The 16,765-nt window shown below is 63.0% G+C and carries 16 protein-coding genes; 10 read left to right on the top strand and 6 right to left on the bottom strand.

Going from position 1 to position 16,765, the window contains the following annotated elements; translation table 11 throughout:
• Positions 1-34: 34 nt before the first annotated feature.
• Positions 35-949, top strand: coding sequence for a hypothetical protein (locus JHD73_RS08480; RefSeq protein ID WP_199029710.1), 915 nt, complete (start codon positions 35-37; stop codon positions 947-949).
• Between the two features lie 18 nt (positions 950-967).
• Here the strand turns inward: JHD73_RS08480 and JHD73_RS08475 are convergent, their stop codons facing one another.
• Entirely contained in the window at positions 968-1,399 is a 432-nt protein-coding gene (locus JHD73_RS08475) for a PGDYG domain-containing protein (protein WP_199029708.1), read from the bottom strand.
• Positions 1,400-1,524: 125 nt separating this feature from the next.
• On the opposite strand from JHD73_RS08475, the gene JHD73_RS08470 reads away from it, so the two are divergent.
• Positions 1,525-2,955, top strand: coding sequence for a dipeptidase (locus JHD73_RS08470; RefSeq protein WP_199029706.1), 1,431 nt, complete (start codon positions 1,525-1,527; stop codon positions 2,953-2,955).
• Between the two features lie 55 nt (positions 2,956-3,010).
• Here the strand turns inward: JHD73_RS08470 and JHD73_RS08465 are convergent, their stop codons facing one another.
• The 5 genes from JHD73_RS08465 to JHD73_RS08445 form a co-directional block, all read right to left on the bottom strand.
• Positions 3,011-3,514: an AAA family ATPase gene (locus JHD73_RS08465; RefSeq protein ID WP_199029704.1), complete on the bottom strand. Its 504-nt coding sequence runs from the start codon at positions 3,512-3,514 to the stop codon at positions 3,011-3,013.
• A 14-nt stretch (positions 3,515-3,528) separates the two neighbouring features.
• On the bottom strand, positions 3,529-3,834 hold the full coding sequence (locus tag JHD73_RS08460) for an NIPSNAP family protein (RefSeq protein WP_199029702.1): 306 nt from the start codon (positions 3,832-3,834) through the stop codon (positions 3,529-3,531).
• A gap of 63 nt (positions 3,835-3,897) precedes the next feature.
• Positions 3,898-4,929, bottom strand: a complete 1,032-nt coding sequence (locus tag JHD73_RS08455; RefSeq protein ID WP_199029700.1) for a cytochrome d ubiquinol oxidase subunit II — start codon at positions 4,927-4,929, stop codon at positions 3,898-3,900.
• On the bottom strand, positions 4,926-6,299 hold the full coding sequence (locus JHD73_RS08450; protein ID WP_199029698.1) for a cytochrome ubiquinol oxidase subunit I: 1,374 nt from the start codon (positions 6,297-6,299) through the stop codon (positions 4,926-4,928). The genes JHD73_RS08455 and JHD73_RS08450 overlap by 4 nt, the downstream gene beginning before the upstream one ends.
• 19 nt (positions 6,300-6,318) lie before the next feature.
• Complete coding sequence (locus JHD73_RS08445; RefSeq protein ID WP_199029696.1) at positions 6,319-6,885, bottom strand: GbsR/MarR family transcriptional regulator; 567 nt, start codon at positions 6,883-6,885, stop codon at positions 6,319-6,321.
• A gap of 590 nt (positions 6,886-7,475) precedes the next feature.
• On the opposite strand from JHD73_RS08445, the gene JHD73_RS08440 reads away from it, so the two are divergent.
• The 8 genes from JHD73_RS08440 to JHD73_RS08405 form a co-directional block, all read left to right on the top strand.
• A complete protein-coding gene (locus JHD73_RS08440) occupies positions 7,476-9,020 on the top strand; it encodes a PAS domain-containing methyl-accepting chemotaxis protein (protein ID WP_199029694.1) in 1,545 nt (514 codons plus the stop codon).
• A gap of 144 nt (positions 9,021-9,164) precedes the next feature.
• Positions 9,165-9,419 (top strand): GlsB/YeaQ/YmgE family stress response membrane protein, encoded by a 255-nt coding sequence (locus JHD73_RS08435; protein ID WP_199029692.1) that lies wholly within the window; start codon positions 9,165-9,167, stop codon positions 9,417-9,419.
• A gap of 170 nt (positions 9,420-9,589) precedes the next feature.
• Positions 9,590-9,880, top strand: coding sequence for a hypothetical protein (locus JHD73_RS08430; RefSeq protein WP_199029690.1), 291 nt, complete (start codon positions 9,590-9,592; stop codon positions 9,878-9,880).
• A 367-nt stretch (positions 9,881-10,247) separates the two neighbouring features.
• Positions 10,248-11,570 carry an MFS transporter gene (locus tag JHD73_RS08425; protein WP_199029688.1) on the top strand — a complete coding sequence of 441 codons (1,323 nt, stop codon included), beginning with the start codon at positions 10,248-10,250 and terminating at the stop codon, positions 11,568-11,570.
• 13 nt (positions 11,571-11,583) lie between these two features.
• The gene (gene nirB, locus JHD73_RS08420) at positions 11,584-14,139 is read left to right on the top strand and encodes a nitrite reductase large subunit NirB (protein WP_199029686.1); all 2,556 of its coding nucleotides are present in this window, start codon (positions 11,584-11,586) and stop codon (positions 14,137-14,139) included.
• Between the two features lie 24 nt (positions 14,140-14,163).
• The gene (gene nirD, locus JHD73_RS08415) at positions 14,164-14,502 is read left to right on the top strand and encodes a nitrite reductase small subunit NirD (RefSeq protein WP_199029684.1); all 339 of its coding nucleotides are present in this window, start codon (positions 14,164-14,166) and stop codon (positions 14,500-14,502) included.
• Positions 14,499-15,731 carry an NAD(P)/FAD-dependent oxidoreductase gene (locus JHD73_RS08410; RefSeq protein WP_199029682.1) on the top strand — a complete coding sequence of 411 codons (1,233 nt, stop codon included), beginning with the start codon at positions 14,499-14,501 and terminating at the stop codon, positions 15,729-15,731. Before nirD ends, JHD73_RS08410 begins: the two co-directional genes overlap by 4 nt.
• Before the next feature lie 355 nt (positions 15,732-16,086).
• On the top strand, positions 16,087-16,765 hold a 679-nt coding region (locus JHD73_RS08405), incomplete at its 3' end, for a molybdopterin-dependent oxidoreductase (RefSeq protein ID WP_199029680.1).

The raw sequence follows: 16,765 nt of genomic DNA, 5'->3' as shown, positions 1-16,765 counted from the left end.
TCCTAGAATGCAGATCACGCCCGACGAGAACAGCATGCACGCCAGACTCCATTCCCCCGTCTTGTTTTGCCGATGCATTGTTTTGCTGATTGCGGTTGGCCTGTGTGCGCAAGCGTGGGCGGCCGAAGGCGGGCAAGCCTTGCGCGACAAATATCAGAGCCTCGCACAGCAACTGGCCGACAACGCGTTCCATCGCCCGCTGGCGCTGGAATCGACCGAGACGCCCAACATGCTCAAGGGCGACATCTACAGCGTGGTCGATTACCCGTTTGCCACCGTGAGCGGCGCGCTGGGCGACCCGGCGCAAGGCCCCGCCAACTGGTGCGATGTGCTGATCCTGCATCTGAACATCAAGTACTGCCATGCCGCGTCGGGCGCCAGCGCAGGCGTGCTCGACGTGAACCTGGGCCGCAAGGTGGAGCAGACGCTTTCCAGCAGCTACCGCCTTGAATTCGGCTATCACCCGGTCGTCAGCAATGCGGACTATTTCCGTGTGGAACTCAGTGCGGATTCCGGCCCATTCAGCACAAGGGATTACCGCATCGTGCTGGAGGCGATTCCCTCACCGGCCGGCGGCAATCACACCTTCCTGCACCTGACCTATACGTATGGCTATGGCACTGCTGGCCGGCTGGCGATGCGCACGTACCTTGCCACCGCCGGCAGCAACAAGGTCGGCTTTACCAAGGCGGCCGAGTCGCCGGGCGCGGCGCCCGAATACGTGGGCGGCGTACGCGGCCTGCTGGAGCGCAACACGATGCGCTACTACCTCGCCATCGATGCGTATCTGAAATCGCTCTCCGCACCGTCGGACAAGCGCCTGCAGCAGCGGCTGACAACGTGGTTCAGTGCCACCGAGCAGTATCCGCAGCAGTTGCACGAAGTTGAACGGCAGGACTACCTGCAGATGAAGCACCACGAGGTTGAGCGCCAGCAGACGGCGCAATAGCGCAGCAGGACCGCCGCCTTACGCTGGGCGATAGACCTTGGCGAAGCGCTGTGCCTGCACGACGCCGTAATCACCGGGGGCGTATTGCAGGACCCAGTCTCCGGCTTGCCCGTGCAGCACGTCGCCCGCTTCGGATCGGGCCATCGAGAAAGGCTCGCGCATCTGCTTGGCGAGCACCACGCTCGGGCGGTTGCGATACGCGCCGGCCAATCCATGCGTGAGCGATGTGTCTGCCGGCAGGTACTTGGCATCGAAGCGCTCGCGCGAGACCACCCAGCGCTCACCCGTTGAACCCGTGATGAGGGCATCGCCGGGCGCATAGCGGTTGGGGCCTTCCAGGCTCATCAGCTCGCCGGGCTGCGTGGCGAAATCGACCTGGACGGTCTCGTCCTTGACGAAGGGGCGCGCGGCGGGGTCGGTGCGCAGGTCGACATGTTGCAGGGTGGGCATGAAGCAGGGGCTGTAAGACAAAGTAAGACGCATACCGCAGCGAAGGGCATAAGGGTAACGCGAATGCGCTGGAAGCGCCGCAGCGTCGAGCGCACAATGCGGCAGCCCAACCCCTTGGAGCGCACATGCCGATCGACTGGACCCTCATCGAGACACGCGGGGCGGATGCCTTGCACGACACCATCGTCGAGATGGAAGGTTGGGCGATGCCGCTCGATGCGGCCGCGCAGTCGGCAAGCTACTTTCTGCTCTCGGCAGACGCGCCTTGCTGTGGCGGCTGCATGCCACGCAGTCCGGCGACGAGTATCGAGGTGTTCGCCACGCAGCCGGTGCGCATGGGCGATGACGTTATCCGCTTGCGCGGCCGCCTGCTGCGCTTGCAGGATGATCCGGCGGGCTGGCGCTATCAACTGGTGACAGCCGCACCGACGGCAGCTCAGCCCGCGGCCCAATCGGCACGCGTGAGCCGCCGCGTGTTCCTGGCCGCCGGCGCCGCGTTGGGGCTGGCGGCCTGCGCGCCTGGCCGCTTTGCCAACTACACCGAAGGCGAAGCCGGGGCGGATACCACTTGGACGCCACTACCGGGCGCACTCACGATCGACATCCACAGCCATGCCGGCCGCGTGATCGTCTCGCGCGATCCCAAGATCGGCGCCAACCGGCCGTTTCTGCCGGTAGCTGAGCCGATGCGCACGGGCGGCATGAACGTCATCTGCCTGGCCATCGTCACCGATACCACTGCCGTGCACGTGGCGGCCAGCGGCAACCGCTTCGAGGCCTTCCGTACGCCTGAGCCCGGTGAGCTGTACCAGCTTGGCATGACCGAGTTTGCGCGTGCCCAACGCTTGATCGACAAAGAGCAACTGCACGTGGTGACGGATGCCGCATCGTTGGCGGACGTTGGCACACAGGGGCCGAGCGTCATCATTGCGTCGGAGGGTGCTGACTTTCTGGAGGGCCGCATTGAGCGTGTGGACGAGGCCTACACACAGCATCGTCTGCGGCATCTGCAACTCACGCACTACCGTGTGAACGAGCTTGGCGACATCCAGACCGAGCCACCTGTGCATGGCGGTCTGACGGACTTCGGTGCGGAGGTGGTACGACGCTGCAACACGCTGGGCATTGTCGTGGATGTGGCGCACGGCACGTATGACCTCGTCAAGCGGGCAGCGGCAACCACGACCAAGCCGCTGGTGCTGTCGCACACGGCGCTCTCAGGATCGCTGAGGGCGCGCAGCCGTTTGATTTCGGCAGAGCATGCGCGCGCAGTGGCGGATACGGGCGGCGTGATCGGCGTATGGCCCAATGCGGCGGACTTCCCCAACCTGGATGCCATGGCGACGGGCATCAAGCGGATGGTGGATGTGGTGGGCGTGGCGCACGTGGGGTTGGGTACCGACATGCTGGGCTTCATCAAGCCGCCGGTATTCACCAGCTACAAGCAGTTGCCTGCGCTGGCGGCTGCGTTGCTGCAGGCAGGCTTCACGCAGGCAGAGGTGGGGCAGATTCTTGGCGGCAACTATCGGCGCGTGTTTGAGGCGACGGTTGGCTGATACCTGTGCGGCGATTGGGTGTGTATGGGGCGTCGTATGGCCTGTGATGGGCTGATCAGCCGGTTGTAATCAGGCGCACGTCGTACAGCTCCTGCTCCATGTCATCAAACGGCTCCCACCGATCACTCGCCATCTCGAAAAATGCATCTGGGACTTCCATGGCGAACGTCGCACCTTTCTCTCGATTACGCGTACGAACCCGTTCGCGGCGGATATCTCTGGAGGCGTCCAGCACGTAGATCTTGAGCGGGTGACCTGTGTCTTCAACGCGCGCGTAGAAGCGTTGGCGGCTGCTTTTTTCCAACAGGCCGAGTTCAAGAATGACATCGTGTCCGGCGTCCAGGATGTCGCTGGCCGTTGCCCAGATTTGCGACAGGCAACGTTCCTTCCGTTCGATGTACCACGGCAACAGGCCGTCGGCGGGCCGGTCCGGGCTGAACAACTGAACGAACCACGCATCCAGGATCAGGCTCGGTGCACGATGCTGATGGCGCAGGCGTTCAACGTAGGTTGTCTTTCCCGCACCAACAGGTCCTTCCACCAGATGAATGGTTGGCATGTTTGTGTGGCGGGTCAGGAAAACACCGGGCGGAAAAAGCTGCGTTCGTAACTGACGATGCAGCCGGTTTCGTCTGCATATTGAAAGGCGGCGATGCACGCAGGGTCGCGCTTCGACTGTTCCCGATAGACCTCGTATGCCGCGAGGCTTGGGAACGAGAACAAGGCCAGCGCGACGTTGTTTGCGCCTTCGGACGGCAGAAAGTAGCCGTGGTGTTGGCCGCCAAATTTCTCGACCAGCGGAATCCACATCTTGCCGTAGGTCTCGAACTCAACAAGCCGGGCCGGATTGATGATGTAGCGGAGGTAGCAGGTGATCATGGCGTGTGCGGGCGAGAGGGGAAAGGCTGTGAGCCTAAATGCCTGCCCGCCGCGTCGTCAATCTCAGTAGTACCGCAGCTCTGTCGCCTTGCCGTGGAACACCTTGTACGAGTAGATCGTGTAGCCAACGATGGTCGGCAGCACGATGGCCACACCCACCAGCATGAATTCGAGCGACTCCGGCGCGCTGGCGGCCTGCCAGATGTCGAGCTGGTCCACCACCAGATACGGGAACAGGCTGTAGGCCAGGCCATTGAAGGCCAGCAGGAAGATCGCGCCGGTGCCCACGAAGGGCGCCCAGATCAGGTGTTCATCTCCCTTGGCGATCTGTTTGGGCAGTCGGCGCAGCACCCAGTCGATCAGGCCGAACAGCGCGATCGTCACCAGCGGCACGGGCGCCAGCAGAATGATGTTGGGCAATGCAAACCACTTGTCGAACACGCGTGTGCTGACCCACGGTGTGGCCAGCGACACCGCAGCCACGCCCAGCGCGGTGAACCACAGGCTGCCGCGCGCCCACTGCACCGCGCGCAATTGCAGCGCGCCTTCCGTCTTCATGATGAGCCACGTGGCGCCTAGCAGCAGGTAGCCTGCAATGAGCCCGCCCGCCGTGCAGAGTGCAAAGATGACGTTGGCCGTGTCGTACTGGAAGCCCGTGATGTACAGCCCCAGCATCAGGCCCTGTGCCGCGGTGGCGATGACTGAGCCCGCATAGAACGCGCGGTTCCACCACGGCTTGTGGTGTGCGCGCGCCTTGACGCGAAAGTCGAATGCCACGCCGCGCAGGATCAGCCCGAACAGCATGATGGCGACGGGCAGGTACAGCGCGCCCAGGATTTCGCCGTGCGCAGCAGGAAACGCCACCAGCAACAGGCCGACGCCGAGTACGAGCCAGGTTTCGTTCGCATCCCAGAACGGGCCGATGGAAGCGATCATCGTGTCCTTCTCGGCATCATCGGCGCGGCGCAGCAGGATGCCGACGCCCAGGTCGTAGCCGTCCAGCACCACATAGGCCAGCACGGCAATGCCCATCAGGGCCATGAAGACCACCGGCAGCCAGCCGGCGGGTTGGGTAAGGTCAGGGATGGTGCTCATGCGTGGCTCGCGACGGGGGCGGAAGGTTGGGGGCTGTGCTTGGCTGGCACGTCGGCGTCAGTCGGGTCGATGGCGCCGCCGGCCTTGCGGGCCAGGTAGAACACCACACCGATGTACGAGGCGATGAGGAAGGCGTACAGCGCTAGATACATCGCCAGCGTGCTGCCAATCATCTGGGCGGGCACGGTGGAGGCGGCTTGCGCGGTGGTCAGCACGCCGTAGACGAGCCACGGCTGGCGGCCGATTTCCGTGACGTACCAGCCGGCGATCACGGCCACCCAGCCGGAGAACGTCATCGCCACCAGGGTGCGTGCCAGCCAGCGCGGCAACTCACCACCACGGCGCAGGCGCCAGGCACTTGCCCACGACACGGCCAGCATCAGCATCCCCACGCCGACCATCAGGCGGAACGCAAAGAACACCGGCAGCACGGGCGGATGCTGGTCGAACTGGTCCAGCCCACGCACCTCGCCATCGAGCGAATGCTTGAGATACAGCGACGCCAGCTTGGGCACGGCGATCTCGAAATGGTTGCTGCGCGTGGCTTCGTCCGGAATGCCGAACAGCACGGCTGGCACGCCGCGCTCGGTCTGCCAGATGCCTTCCATGGCGGCCAGCTTGGCCGGCTGGTGCTCCAGTGTGTTCAGGCCGTGCGCATCGCCTGCAACGATCTGCAAGGGGATCAACATTGCAGCCAGCACCACGCCGGTCTTGAGGGCGGCGCGCACGTCGGCGCCACGGTCGTTGCGCAGCCAGCGATACGCCGAGAGCCCCGCCAGCAGGAACGACACCGTCAGCCCCGAGGCCAGCAGCATGTGCGTGAACCGGTACGGGAACGACGGGTTGAAGATGATCGCCAGCCAGCTTTCCGGATGCGCGCGGCCGTCGATCATCACGTAGCCGGTGGGCGTCTGCATCCATGAGTTGAGCGCGATGATCCAGAACACCGAGATGGTCGTGCCCAGCGCGACGAGGAATGTGGCGAACGTATGGACGCGCTGGCTTACGCGGCCCGTGCCGAACAGCATGATGCCGAGGAAGCTCGCCTCCAGAAAGAACGCGGTCAGCACTTCATACGCCAGCAGCGGCCCGGCGATGTTGCCCACGGTGTTCATGTAGCCCGGCCAGTTGGTGCCGAACTGAAAGCTCATCGTGACGCCCGACACGACGCCCAGCGCAAAGGTCAGCGCAAAGACCTTCACCCACAGGCGATACGCGGCCATCCAGGCTTCATCGCCCGTTTTGCGATAGCGCAGTTTGAAGAACAGCAGTACCCATGCGAGTGCAATGCTGATGGTGGGAAAGAGGATGTGGAAGGTGATGTTGGCGCCGAACTGGATGCGCGCCAGTACAACAGGATCGAGTGACATGGTTCTTCTCAGGTGCTGACTACTTGCTCTTGCTGCCGCCACCAACGACAACGGCCAGCTTGTTCTTCACTTCCAGCAGCTTGTGGACCTTGGCGCCCATCTTCATGAGCTGCTGCAAGGAGTCGGCATCCAGCTTCTGTACGTCGTCAAACCAGTTGGTCATGAGCGTGATGAGCTGGTACATCTCCTTCATGCGGGCCTGGGCGTGGCGGTCATCCGGGTCGGTGGGGGATTCGAGCATCACGTCGCGCAGCAGCGTGAGCGTGGGGTCGATCTCACGCTTGCGGCGTTCTTCGGCCAGCGTGCGGAAGATGGTCCAGATGTCGTCGGGGGCAGAGAAATATTCGCGCCGGTCGCCAGGTTTGTGCGAGAGGCGCACCAGCTTCCACGACTCCAGCTCCTTCAGGCCGATGCTCACGTTCGAGCGCGAGAAGCCGAGCGCCTCGGCAATCTCGTCGGCGTTGATCGGCTCGCGCGCGGCGTAGAGCAGGGCGTAGATCTGCCCGACCGTGCGGTTGATGCCCCAGCGGCTGCCCATCTCGCCAAAGTGCAGGACGAAGCGCTGTTTCAAGGGAGAAAGTTGCATGGTTTTGATCTTTCTCAATTTTCAGGAATTTCTGAAAGTTTAGTCGTCTTGTGCGCTTGCACAATGCGGCGCGCTGTCGCGGCACCCCGCAAGTGAGCGTCGCAGCAGGTCGCCGACCGGATGGCATGCGCCTCCATCTTCCCGCACTTCTTAGGGCCTTTTCATGTGAATGAAATTGTCAAGCAAACGTATGGCGATTGATGTTGACTAGGCAGTTATGCGGTAAAAATTAGAAAATTAACCCAGATGAGTAATTATCAAAGGTTATTTTTTTGAATAATAAAAACGGCTCTCATGAGTGAGGAAAGGATTACCTTTGTGCCGCGTTTTCCATTGACACAGATAATGAAGGTTGAGCATCACATTCCTTGCTGTATAAGGGGTTTTTGCTGACCTGATATGACATCTTGAATGTCGATTGGCGTGTCGAATTGCAATAGATAAAAGTCACTCTCATCTACGGATTTATACAGAGGCTGACCTGTTTTTGGTTGGTACCCTCCGAAAGAGGGGGGGATTTTTGTCTTAATAAATTCAGTTTCTTGCCGAAAATTCGTTTGCAAAACAAATCAGCAAGGAGAAGCCCCATCATGCGTGTCAACGAACCGGTGACCCAACACGAATACGAGTTCCCCGACAACGCCACGCTCATGTCGACCACCGACACACAGAGCTACATCGCCTACGCGAATGCTGCGTTCATCGAGGTCAGTGGTTTTTCGCGAGAGGAGATCGAAAACCAGCCGCACAACATCGTGCGTCATCCGGACATGCCGCGCGAGGCGTTTGCCGACATGTGGGCCACGCTCAAGGCAGGACAGCCTTGGACGGCGCTGGTCAAGAACCGCCGCAAGAACGGCGATCACTACTGGGTGCGCGCCAATGCCACGCCGGTGGTGCGCAATGGCCAGGCGACGGGCTATATGTCGGTGCGCACCAAACCCACGCGCGAGGAGATTGCCGCTGCCGAGGCGCTGTACAAGGATTTCCGTACCGGCCAGGCAGGCAGCCGCAAGTTCCACAAGGGGCTGATCGTGCGTACCGGGTGGATGGCCTGGCGCTCGATCTTCCAGGTGATGCCTGTGCGCTGGCGTATCCGCCTGACCTTCCTGTCGTTGCTACCGACCCTGATTGCGGTGGCGTGGGCGTTCGGCCTGTCCGGGGCGGCGCTCGGCGGCTTTGCAGCGGCGATCTTGTTTTCATTGGCGCTCGCGTCGTGGTCATTGAAGGTGCAGATCGCCACGCCGCTCGAAAAGCTCCAGGAGCTGGCCCTGAATGTGGCCTCAGGTGAGAGCCGCAAAGTCGCCATCGCAGACCGCGTGGACGAGATCGGCATGACGCTGCGCTCCATCAGCCAGCTGGGCCTGATGTTCCGCTGGCTGATCGACGACGTGGCTGAGCAGGTCATCAACGTGCAATCGGCCAGCCAGGAGATCGCCAAGGGCAATGGCGACATCAACATCCGCACTGAACAGGCCGCGGCCAGCCTGGAAGAGACCTCCAGCTCGATGACGCAGATGACTGCCACGGTGGCCAGCAATGCGGAAACGGCTGGGCAGGCCAACACGCTGTCCGGCGCGGCTACGCAGGCTGCGCTCAACGGTGGGCGTGCCATGGAAGAGGTGGTGGAGACAATGAGCGCGATTTCGCAGAGCGCCAAGCAGATTGCCGACATCATCGGCGTGATCGACAGCATTGCCTTCCAGACCAACATCCTGGCGCTCAATGCTGCCGTGGAGGCTGCGCGCGCCGGTGAGCAGGGGCGTGGTTTTGCGGTGGTGGCCGGCGAGGTGCGTGCCCTCGCGCAACGCAGCGCCGGCGCGGCCAAGGAGATCAAGGCGTTGATCGGCACCAGCGTCGACAAGGTGGAGTCGGGCTCGCGGCTGGTTGATCAGGCAGGCAAGACCATGGAAGACATCGTCGATCAGGTCAAAAAGGTGTCGTCCATGATCGCTGACATCAGCCTGGCCACTGCGCAGCAAACCGATGGCATCACGCAGGTCAGCCAGGCGGTCAACCACCTGGATCAGGTCACGCAGGAAAACGCTACCCTGGTCGGGCAGAGCGCGGCGGCGGCGGAAGGTTTGCGTATTCAGGCCACGCGCCTGGTGGAGGCTGTGAACGTGTTCCGTTGAGTCACTTTGCGTTTGCGCGTGAGCCGTTGCATGCACTCGGTAATTGCAAAAACAGCGTAGTCGCCACATGGCGATTGCGCTGTCTTCGCCTACTATGCCTATGCAGCAACGTCCCTCACAACGCACATTCTCTGGAGCGGAAACATGGCCTCACACGGTTTGATTGCCTGGTTGATCATTGGCGCAGTGGCTGGCTGGCTGGCCGGTCTGCTGGTCAAGGGTGGCGGCTTTGGCATCTTCGTCGACATCGTGGTCGGCATTGTTGGTGCATTCATCGGTGGATGGCTGGCAGGTGTGCTCGGCATCTCGATGGGCGGCGGGTGGATCGGCTCGATCATCACGGCGGTGATTGGTGCGGTGATCCTGCTGTTCATCCTCCGGCTCATCAAACGCGCGTAGCGATAGGGGTGCGGCCAAGGCCCCCGGCGGGGCCTGGCCGTTGTGCCCCAATACCCCAAAAACCGCCGAATTCCACAACGCTCCGCATCACCTAGACTGGTTGTACAAGACAGCCAAGCCGCGCCACAAGCGCAGGCGCGGCAGGCACACGCTAACCAAGCGAGACCACCATGTCTGACCAGCTATCTCCGCCGCAAGAACTCTACGAAGGGTTCGAGATTCACGTGTCGCCCAGCCCAATCCGGGCCGACAACACCCGATACACCTATACCGGTTACGTCTGCCACCCCGGCGCCAACCCTGCGCAGCCCGGCCACGTGGTGCCTTTCCAAGCCGATGGCGACGACAGCTTCCGCAGCCCGGAAGCTGCGATGGAGGAGGCTGTGCACGTCGCGCGCAGCATTGTCGACGGCACGCATCCGGATCTGTCGGTGCTGTCGCTCGTTACGCACGGGTACTGACCCCCTTCCGTATCTACCTCAGCGTTCTTTTGGCGCTCACGCGTGGTGCGTCGATCGTCTTCCATTGACGCGCGCCGCGTTTGTTGTGTCGCACCATAAGGAATCGCTTACGCACCGAAACCGTGCTTCCCGCTGCCCGCGTGCGAGGCACGGCGGCCGTGCACACTCGCGGTAAACCTCTACAGATCAAGGGTTCTAGGTGCTGGCACACCTGTTGCATAGCACCGTTGCGCGGGTCAATGGCGATTCGCGCTCTTCGTGGTGAAGGCTCTGGTGCTCAGGGCCATTTGGACAACGGCGTCCCAGAACCTGGCAAGTGCAGCCCGGTTCTCGGGCGCCTTTCTTTTTTTCGGAAGCGGGATTCGACATGACCGGCAAAGCCACCCGAATCGATCTGTTCAGCCTGCGCACGCCGCAGATGCGCGCCTTTCATCTGACGTGGCTCGCGTTCTTCGTGTGCTTCTATGCGTGGTTTGCCTGCGCGCCCCTTATGCCGGTGCTCAAGGGCGAGTTTCATCTCACCCCCGGGCAGATCGCGAACATCAACATTGCAGCGGTGGCGGTGACGATTCTTGTGCGGCTGATTGTCGGCCCCTTGTGCGACCGCTTCGGCCCGCGCAAAACCTATACCGGGCTGCTGGTGCTGGGGGCCGTCCCTGTGCTGGGTGTGGCAACGGCGCAGAGCTACGAGGCGTTCCTGTTCTTCCGCCTGGCGATTGGTGCGATTGGCGCGAGCTTCGTCATCACGCAGTACCACACCTCGGTCATGTTCGCGCCCAATGTGGTGGGTACCGCCAACGCGGCGGCGGCTGGTTGGGGCAATGCGGGCGGCGGCGTGGCGCAGGGCACGATGCCGCTGCTGCTGACCGCCATCGTGATGATGGGCGTGACGCAAAGCCTGGGCTGGCGCCTCGCCATGGTGGTGCCGGGTGTGGCCATGCTGATCGTCGCGGCGCTGTACTGGCGGTACACGCAGGATTGCCCAGAAGGCAACTTCGATGAGCTGCGCGCCGCCGGTAAGACCATCGACGGTGGCAAGAAAGGCGGCTGGGGCAGCTTCGTCACGGCAGCCGGCAACTACCGCGTGTGGTTGCTGTTCATCACCTACGGCGCGTGCTTTGGCGTGGAGATCTTCATCCATAACATCGCGGCGACTTTCTATGTTGATCGTTTTGGGCTGTCGCTCTCGGCTGCCGGCATGGCCGCGGCGAGCTTCGGCCTGCTGGCGCTGTTTGCCCGTGCACTGGGCGGCATCGTGTCGGACCGCGTGGCGGCCAAGCGAGGTCTCGATGCCCGCACCCAACTGCTGTGCCTGCTGATGGTGGGCGAGGGCCTGGGCCTGTTTGGTTTTGCCCACGCCGGCAGTGCCACGGTGGCGGTGCTGGCCATGCTCGGCTTTGGCCTGTTCACCCACATGGCGTGCGGCGCGACGTATGCGCTGGTGCCGTTCATTGATCGCCGCGCGCTGGGTGGCGTGGCCGGCATCATCGGCGCGGGCGGCAACGCCGGCGCGGTGGCGGCGGGCTTCCTGCTCAAGGGCATGGGCGATACGCAGGCCACGTTGTCCATCCTGGGCGTGCTGGTGGCGACCTCCGCCGTCTGCGCGATCGCGGTGCGCTTCTCGGCAGAACACAAGGCGCGTGAACAGGCGCTGTACGACAACACGCTGGCAGCGGCCGGCAATGCCTAAGGAGAACAGCGCCATGACCATGAAGATCGTCGTCATCGGCCACGGGATGGTAGGCCACAAGTTTCTGGAAAGCCTGCTGCATGCCCCCGGCCATCACTTGCACGTGACGGTGCTGTGCGAAGAGCCGCGCCCCGCGTACGACCGTGTGCACCTGTCGGAATTCTTTGCCGGCAAAACGGCGGAAGACCTCTCGCTGGTGGCCCCCGGCTTCTTTGACCGCGACGACGTGGTGCTCAAGCTGAATGTGCGCGCTACCGCCATCGACACCACGGCCAAAACAGTGACAACCTCTACCGGCGAGGTGCTGCCGTACGACAAGCTGGTGATTGCCTCGGGCTCCTCACCGTTCGTGCCGCCAGTGCCGGGCAAGGACCGCAAGGATTGCTTCGTCTACCGCACCATCGAAGACCTGGAGGCAATGGCCGAGTGCGGCCAGCGCGCCAAGACCGGTGTGGTGATTGGCGGTGGCCTGCTGGGCCTGGAATGCGCCAAGGCCCTGCGCGACATGCACCTGCAGACGCACGTGGTGGAATTTGCCGGCCGCCTGATGGCGATGCAGGTGGACGATGGCGGCGGTCGCATGCTGCGCCGGAAGATCGAAGACCTGGGCGTGACCGTCCACACGCAGAAGAGCACAGTGGAGATTGTTGACGGTGAAGACGGTACGCACCGCCTGAGCTTTGCCGACGGCACGCACTTGGATGCCGACATGGTTGTCTTCTCCGCCGGCATCCGCCCGCGTGACGAACTCGCACGCGCCTGCGGCCTGGAAGTGGGCGAGCGCGGCGGTATCGTGATCGACTCCGAATGCCGTACCTCCGCGCCGGATGTGTACGCCATTGGCGAATGCGCACTGTGGGGCGGCAAGGTCTACGGCCTTGTGGCACCGGGTTACGAGATGGCGCGCATCACTGCCAAGCGAATTCTGGCCGCTGATGGAGAAACCACCTTCACCGGCGCCGACATGAGCACCAAGCTCAAGCTGATGGGGGTGGACGTGGCCAGCCTGGGCGACGCGCAAGGCTCGACGCCGGGTAGCCGCAGCGTGCAGTTCACCGATGAGCGCAAGCAGATCTACAAGAAGCTGGTGGTGTCGGAAGACGGCAAGTACCTGCTGGGCGGCGTGCTGGTGGGCGACGCAGCCGAATACGGCACGCTGCTGCAGATGATGCTCAACCGCATCGAGTTGCCGGAGGCGCCGGAATTCCTGATTTTGCCGCAGGCTGATGGCCACACTCGCCCAGGCTTGGGCGTGGATGCGCTGCCTGACAGCGCGCAGATCTGCTCGTGCAACGACGTGTCGAAGGGCGCGCTGTGTCAGGCCGTGTGCAGCGGCGCCACCACCGTGGGCACGCTCAAGGATGCGACGAAGGCCGGCACCTCATGCGGCGGTTGCGTGCCGCTGATGACGCAGGTGATGAAGGCCGAGATGAAGAAGCAAGGCCTGGCCGTCAACAACCACATCTGCGAGCACTTCCCGTATTCGCGCCAGGAGCTGTATCACTTGGTGCGCGTGGGCCGCATCCAATCGTTCGAGGCGCTGCTCAAAGCGCACGGCCAGGGCATGGGCTGCGATATTTGCAAGCCCGCAGCGGCGAGCATCCTGGCTTCGTGCTGGAACGAGTTTGTGCTCAAGAAAGAGCACGCCAGCCTGCAGGATTCCAACGACTATTTTCTTGCCAACATCCAGAAGGACGGTACGTACTCCGTGGTGCCGCGCATGCCGGGCGGTGAGGTGACGGCCGATGGGCTGATCGCCGTGGGCCAGGTCGCCAAGAAGTACGGCCTGTACACCAAGATCACCGGCGGCCAGCGCGTGGACCTGTTCGGCGCGCGCCTCGAACAACTGCCGCTGATCTGGGAAGAACTGATCGCAGCCGGCTTTGAATCGGGCCACGCGTATGGCAAATCGCTGCGTACGGTGAAGTCGTGCGTGGGCTCCGCATGGTGCCGCTATGGCGTGGGCGATTCAGTGGGTTTTGCGGTGGCGCTGGAGAACCGCTACAAGGGCCTGCGTTCACCACACAAGCTGAAGTTTGGCGTGTCGGGCTGCACGCGTGAGTGCGCTGAAGCACAGGGCAAGGACGTCGGCATCATCGCCACCGAAAAGGGCTGGAACCTTTACGTGTGCGGCAACGGCGGCATGAAGCCCCGGCATGCCGAACTGCTGGCGGCGGACCTCGACCAAGACACGCTCATCAAATACGTCGACCGCTTCCTGATGTTCTACGTGCGCACGGCAGACCGCCTGCAACGTACCAGCACGTGGCGCGACAACCTGGAAGGCGGACTGGACTATCTGAAGGACGTGGTTATCAGCGACAAGCTGGGTATCGCGGCTGAACTGGAAGCCGAGATGCAGCACGTGGTCGACACTTACCAAGACGAATGGAAGACCGCCGTGACGAACCCGGACGTGCGCAAGCGCTTCCGCCACTTCGTCAACAGCGACGCGAACGATGCGAACGTCGTCTTCGTTGAAGAGCGCGGCCAGGTTCGCCCCGCCACGCTGGAAGAGCGCAGCAAGACGCGCCCCGTGCGCATTCCTGTTGTTGCTGAAGCTGCCTGAGTGCCTGAGGACAAGGAAATCGCCATGCAAGCCAACCGCTGGACCCCCATCTGCGCCCTGGACGATATTGTCCCGAACACCGGCGTGTGCGCGCTGGTGGGCGATGAGCAAGTCGCTGTGTTTCATGTCGGGGGCGACACACCGCAGCGTGTCTACGCCATCGGCAACTACGATCCGAACTCCGATGCGGCCGTGCTCTCACGTGGGCTGGTCGGCAGTCTGGGCGATCGCATCGTTGTGGCTTCGCCCATCTATAAGCAGCACTTCGATCTGGCGACAGGCGAGTGCCTTGAGGCGCCGGCCAACTCGGTGCATGCGTATGCCGCAAAGGTCGAAGGCGGCAAGGTATGGGTGTTGGTATGAACACCGAGTCTGTGCGCCCCAAGCTCATCGTCATCGGCAACGGCATGGCCGGCATGCGCACGGTCGAAGAGCTGCTCAAGCTGGCGCCGGACCAGTACGACATCACCGTGTTTGGCGAAGAGCCGCACGGTAACTACAACCGCATCCTGCTATCCCCCGTGCTGGCGGGCGAGAAGCAGGTTGACGACATCATGCTTAACACGCGCGAGTGGTATGCGCAGCACCACATCACGCTGCATGCGGGCGATCCGGTGGTCGCTATCGACCGGCCGCGCCGTACGGTGCGCTCGCGCGATGGTGTGGAGATGCGCTATGACCGCCTGTTGATCGCCACCGGCTCGCGACCCTTCATCCTGCCGGTGCCGGGTCACATGCTGCCGGGCGTGATCGCGTTTCGCGACATTCAGGACGTGGAGACGATGTTGGAGGCGGCGCGCAACCATCGGCATGCGGTGGTCATCGGCGGTGGTCTGCTCGGGCTGGAGGCGGCCAACGGTCTGATGCGCCAGGGCATGGACGTGACCGTAGTGCACCTGCCGGACACGCTGATGGAGCGCCAGCTCGACAAGCCCGCCGCGCAGTTGCTGCAGAAGGCGCTGGAGGCCAAGGGCCTGCGCTTCCTACTGGGCGCGCACACGGCTGAGTTGCTCGGCACAGATCGCGTGACGGCCATTCGTTTTAAAGATGGCTCCGAGATTCCCGCCGACCTCGTCGTCATGACGGCCGGCGTACGTCCCAACATTGAACTCGCGCGTGCCGCCGGCCTGCATTGCGAACGCGCCATCGTCGTCGACGACACGCTGCAGACCTACGACCCGCGCATCTACGCCGTGGGCGAATGTGTGCAGCACCGCAGCGCCACCTTCGGCCTGGTGGCCCCCATCTGGGACCAGGCCCGTGTGTGTGCCGCGCATCTGGCTGGTGCTGGCCACCGCCGCTACATCCAGCAGGCCACGGCGACCAAGCTCAAGGTCACGGGCGTCGACCTCTACTCAGCCGGCGACTTCATCGGCGGCGAGGGTACCGAAGACATCGTGCTGCGCGACCCGCGCCGCGGCGTCTACAAGCGCCTCGTGCTCAAGGAAGACCGCGTGGTCGGCGCAGTGCTGTACGGCGACGTGGCCGACGGCCCGTGGTATTTCGACCTGATCCAGCGCCAGACGCCCATCACGCCGATCCGCCAGCGCCTGTTGTTCGGCCGAGCACTCTGCGAAGCAGAGGCCGCGTGATGAACCAAGGCGACTCGACCAAAGCGCAACTCGGCGACACCGCGTGCACGGAGATGGTTTGGCCTTTGACTTTCCGGCCCTAGATGGCGCCTTGAATTTTTGTAAGCCGGCGGAAAAAGGAAGGAGGCTTGTTTGAGCGCAGCGAGTTTGCCTCCTTCCCCGCCCGCTTACAAAAATTCAAGGAGGGGGTCGCCATCTCGGGCGCGCATTTCTTTGCTTACTTTCTTTGGGCAAGACCAAAGAAAGTGAGTCGGCCCCGGCAGGGGACGAAACCGGGGATGGACCACCAAATCCCGCCCCGGCAGGGGATGAAACAAAGGATGCACCACCCACGCAAAGCAATACAAAGACGACGATGACCACCATCCCCCTTCACCCAATAGCGGACGCCGTGCGCACCACCTGCCCATACTGTGGCGTCGGCTGCGGCGTGCTGGCAACCCCGCAAGCAGACGGCAGCGTCAGCATCCAAGGCGACCCGACGCACCCGGCCAACGCAGGGCGCCTATGCGTAAAGGGCTCCGCGCTGGGCGAAACCATCAGCCTGGATGGCCGCCTGCTGTATCCGGCCATACGCGAGCGCTTGCATGATCCGGACGCACCCGTTGCGCCGCTGCACCGCGTGTCGTGGGACACCGCACTCGATACCGTCGCGCAGGGCTTGCGCCGCATCGTCGACGAGCATGGCCCGGATGCTGTTGCGCTGTACGTGTCCGGCCAGTTGCTGACCGAGGATTACTACGTCGCCAACAAGCTCATGAAGGGCTTTATCGGCACAGCCAACATCGACACCAACTCGCGGCTGTGCATGTCGTCGGCCGTAGCGGGGCACAAGCGCGCGTTTGGCGAAGATCTCGTGCCCGTCTGCTACGACGATCTGGAAGCGGCGGACCTGATCGTGCTGGTCGGCTCCAACACCGCGTGGTGCCACCCGATCCTGTTCCAGCGCATCATGCGCGCCAAAGAGGCGCGGCCCGAGATGAAGGTGGTGGTGGTCGACCCGCGCCATACGGCCACGTGCGAACTGGCGGACC

This window comes from Ralstonia sp. ASV6 (assembly GCF_016429285.1).
In the GTDB taxonomy this organism is placed as follows: Bacteria; Pseudomonadota; Gammaproteobacteria; order Burkholderiales; family Burkholderiaceae; genus Ralstonia; species Ralstonia flaminis.
Note: the sequence above shows the minus strand (reverse complement) of the source record. Positions and strands in the feature narration are given on the sequence as shown.

Coding starts and splice junctions, on each gene's coding strand:
- JHD73_RS08410 (WP_199029682.1), top strand. CDS start 14,499: ATGAACACCGAGTCTGTGCGCCCCAAGCTCATCGTCATCGGCAACGGC.
- JHD73_RS08470 (WP_199029706.1), top strand. CDS start 1,525: ATGCCGATCGACTGGACCCTCATCGAGACACGCGGGGCGGATGCCTTG.
- JHD73_RS08445 (WP_199029696.1), bottom strand. CDS start 6,885: ATGCAACTTTCTCCCTTGAAACAGCGCTTCGTCCTGCACTTTGGCGAG.
- nirB (WP_199029686.1), top strand. CDS start 11,584: ATGACCATGAAGATCGTCGTCATCGGCCACGGGATGGTAGGCCACAAG.
- JHD73_RS08435 (WP_199029692.1), top strand. CDS start 9,165: ATGGCCTCACACGGTTTGATTGCCTGGTTGATCATTGGCGCAGTGGCT.
- JHD73_RS08460 (WP_199029702.1), bottom strand. CDS start 3,834: ATGATCACCTGCTACCTCCGCTACATCATCAATCCGGCCCGGCTTGTT.
- JHD73_RS08480 (WP_199029710.1), top strand. CDS start 35: ATGCACGCCAGACTCCATTCCCCCGTCTTGTTTTGCCGATGCATTGTT.
- JHD73_RS08440 (WP_199029694.1), top strand. CDS start 7,476: ATGCGTGTCAACGAACCGGTGACCCAACACGAATACGAGTTCCCCGAC.
- JHD73_RS08465 (WP_199029704.1), bottom strand. CDS start 3,514: ATGCCAACCATTCATCTGGTGGAAGGACCTGTTGGTGCGGGAAAGACA.
- JHD73_RS08450 (WP_199029698.1), bottom strand. CDS start 6,299: ATGTCACTCGATCCTGTTGTACTGGCGCGCATCCAGTTCGGCGCCAAC.
- JHD73_RS08475 (WP_199029708.1), bottom strand. CDS start 1,399: ATGCCCACCCTGCAACATGTCGACCTGCGCACCGACCCCGCCGCGCGC.
- JHD73_RS08430 (WP_199029690.1), top strand. CDS start 9,590: ATGTCTGACCAGCTATCTCCGCCGCAAGAACTCTACGAAGGGTTCGAG.
- JHD73_RS08455 (WP_199029700.1), bottom strand. CDS start 4,929: ATGAGCACCATCCCTGACCTTACCCAACCCGCCGGCTGGCTGCCGGTG.
- JHD73_RS08425 (WP_199029688.1), top strand. CDS start 10,248: ATGACCGGCAAAGCCACCCGAATCGATCTGTTCAGCCTGCGCACGCCG.
- nirD (WP_199029684.1), top strand. CDS start 14,164: ATGCAAGCCAACCGCTGGACCCCCATCTGCGCCCTGGACGATATTGTC.